This window comes from Methanocalculus sp., assembly GCF_030651615.1.
Taxonomy (GTDB): domain Archaea; phylum Halobacteriota; class Methanomicrobia; order Methanomicrobiales; family Methanocorpusculaceae; genus Methanocalculus.
In genome coordinates this window covers 1-3,025 of record NZ_JAUSCG010000040.1, presented here as the reverse complement: position 1 = coordinate 3,025, position 3,025 = coordinate 1, and the positions used below count along the sequence as shown (strand labels likewise).

1 protein-coding gene and 1 pseudogene are annotated in these 3,025 nt (G+C 47.5%); one reads left to right on the top strand and one right to left on the bottom strand.

Annotated features, from left to right (window positions below; all coding sequences use genetic code 11):
• Nucleotides 1-2,743 (top strand): HEAT repeat domain-containing protein (locus tag Q7V06_RS01560; RefSeq protein ID WP_304837056.1); only part of this gene is annotated, 2,743 nt, incomplete at its 5' end.
• A gap of 26 nt (nucleotides 2,744-2,769) precedes the next feature.
• Here Q7V06_RS01560 and Q7V06_RS01555 read toward each other — a convergent pair.
• A pseudogene (locus Q7V06_RS01555) lies at nucleotides 2,770-3,025 on the bottom strand (hypothetical protein); the annotation flags it as partial.

Genomic DNA, 3,025 nt, shown 5'->3' with positions numbered 1-3,025 from the left:
GACCCTGGTTAATTGTCTCAGAGCAAGCTATCCACTTGTGCGGATGGAAGCATCATGGGGACTGAAGCGGCTTGGATGGGAAGCTAAAAATGATCAGCAAAAGGTGATGATGCTCCTTGCACGAGAGGACTGGGTTGGACTTTCCCGTATCGGGACACCAGCCATCCCGGCACTCATTTCTGCTCTTAGAGAAGAACACTCCGCGGTTAGATCCGGGGCAACAGAGACTCTTCGTGTGATAGGAAAACCCGGTATCGCCGCCCTCAATAAGGCTTCCAAATCGGGAGACAATACCCTTGCATATGCTGCCAGATCAGCACTTGCAAAGATTAATAAAACAAATCAGGAACAGCAGATTCAGGCACCACAACCACAGGGAGATGACCAATACAGGAAAGAGATGAATGCCTCTCTTAAGGCAAGGGAGAGTCTCATACAAATACTCCGAAAGAAAGCACCTTCTGTGCCTGCTGGAAAGGGCATTTTTTTTGATAAACCAAAGGATCAGAAGATAACAAAAAGCCGATATGAAGAGGAGATGAAGGGATCGCTTCAGGCACGGAAGGATTATCTTGCACAAGGAATCCCACAAAAACCCCTGCCGGTTTTACCGGATCCGGAGATATATTCAGACACACATGAAACTCTCAAAGAGAATGAGACGATATTTGAGAGCTTAAATGAGGTGCTCAGAAGCCTGTACGGGGAGAGGAAGCCCAGACACTACGTACCAGAAGACCCGGAGCCTGAAGTGAAGAAGAAGGGTGATGAGGAGTTTCTCCTCGCAGAGAGCAGTGTTATTGCTGGACCGCCTCTGCAACCATCACCAGATCCTCGTAAAATAGATCCTGATGATAAAGTGGACACCTCAAAAAAATTGAATGGATTTACTTCCCTTGTTGCCTCATTATCGGATCGGGATGCAAATATTCGTGCATCCGCATGTTATGCACTCAGACTTTATAAAGAACCTGCTGTTGATCCACTTATTCATAGTTTACATGATACCGTTCCGTTCGTCAGGGCAGCTGGAGCTGAAGCACTCGGAGAAATTGCAGATCTCAGGGCACAACATTCACTCATTGAGCTTATAAAAGATGAGGAGCCGGATGTTCAGGTTGCTGCAGTTTCTGCCCTTGGCTACTTTTCGGATGTCACGATCATCACAACCCTTATTCTCCTTCTTGTCCATGAAAATTATCGGGTTCAAAAGGCGGCCATTGATGCACTTATCCGTATCGGTTCAACTGCAGTACCGGCACTTATACGTGCTCTTGATGCCCCACCGCTACAGGTGCGAATGAACGCTGTTACTGCACTTGGGAGGATAGAAGATTCTGCTATCATCCCGATATTTATACAGCACCTTGATGATGAAAATGAGGAGATGCGCCAGACAATAGCCCGCTCACTCTCCAGATTAGGACTTGCTGCAATACCTCCACTCTCAGAGATCCTCCGCTCGGGTATGCGACTTCAGAAGATGACAGCCCTTGACACCTTTGGTAGCATGAGCGAAGATGAAGCGACTGCTGCCATTCGTCCGGCACTTAGAGATCCAGATCAGGGTATCCGGCTCTATGCACTCCGTATGATCCGAAAGAGAGAAGCAATGGAGCTCTGGAGGAAAGCATGGGTTGAACAGATCGGGGTTGCTGTGCCAAAACCCAAAGGAATCCCGACACTTAAGAAAGAAGATGAAAAGCTGTATGTTATACATGATGGGGATAACGAGGTAAAAAAACTTATAAATGGTCTCAAAGAGAGTAATCGGAATGTTCAGTTTGCCGCTGCCATGAAACTTACAGTCATGGGAAAACCGGCAATTGTAGAGCTGCTCAATGCAATAAAAACTGAATCTCCCGAAGTTAGAGCACTTGCCGAGGAAGTAATCGGGGAGATGCGGGATGTTGCCATTGATCCTCTTACTGAGGCCCTTTATGATGAAAGTCCGCAAATCCGGGCCATTGCCGCACGAAATCTTGGACGTATTGGTGCAAAAAAGACGGTTGATTCTCTGATGCGTGCAATGGAGACGGAAGAGAATGAAGATGTTCGGGCAATAATAGTTGAGTCGCTTGGTTACATCGGAACTCCGGAGGTGATACCAACCCTCAGAAGAGCTCTCATGGACAGGGATGACGATGTCCGGTCAGTTGCAGCACGGTCTCTTGGTTATATTGATGATCCTTCTGCTATTAACGCACTGATAAATGCCCTTGACGACAATGATCTTCGTGTACAGGAGGCTGCACTCGCAGCCTTGAAAGACCCTGATGGCACACCACAGATGCATCTGGTCAGGGCCATGACGCTTGGTGGAGGGGGTGGGAACAAGAACATCTCATCCGCCCTCTCAACTCTTGGCTGGACCCCTTCAACAAAAGAAGAGGAAGTCTACTTTCTGATCGGCCAGAACCGGTGGTTTGAGATAGAGAGTATCGATTCAGATACTATTGAACCAATCAGGGCTACCCTAAACAATAGCCCGGTAGAGGTAAGGATTGAGGCAATAAAAGCCCTCTCCCGTATTCAGGGGAAAGATGCTATAGATCTCCTCATTCATGCTCTGTCGGATGTTGACATGATGGTACGGAAAAAGGCCGAATATGCCCTTATTGAGGTGGGTGAAGGAGCAATTAACCCACTCACTCAGCTGATCAGGGATGGGGCACACCCTCAGGACCAGACGATGAACAGAATTCTCATGCGGATCAGATCACGTTCCAACAAGGAGACGTGAGGGGAGAATACAGGGATTGTACTATATTATACCAGTACCGTGTTCTCGTCTCCATTCTGCTCAATAGGCCGTGCAATCGAACAGAAGTACATCCGATCGAGAAAACGGACAAAGGTTCGTGAAACATCAACATTGATGATTCTGCCGTTTCGCATACGATGGATCGAAATCGTCCGCATACGTTTACCTGGATATCCATCCGCCCACATCTTCTGCCAGACAGCCCTTGTAATGGTGGGGTTGATATCATAGACATACAATTTTGACAATTCTTCAGGTTTA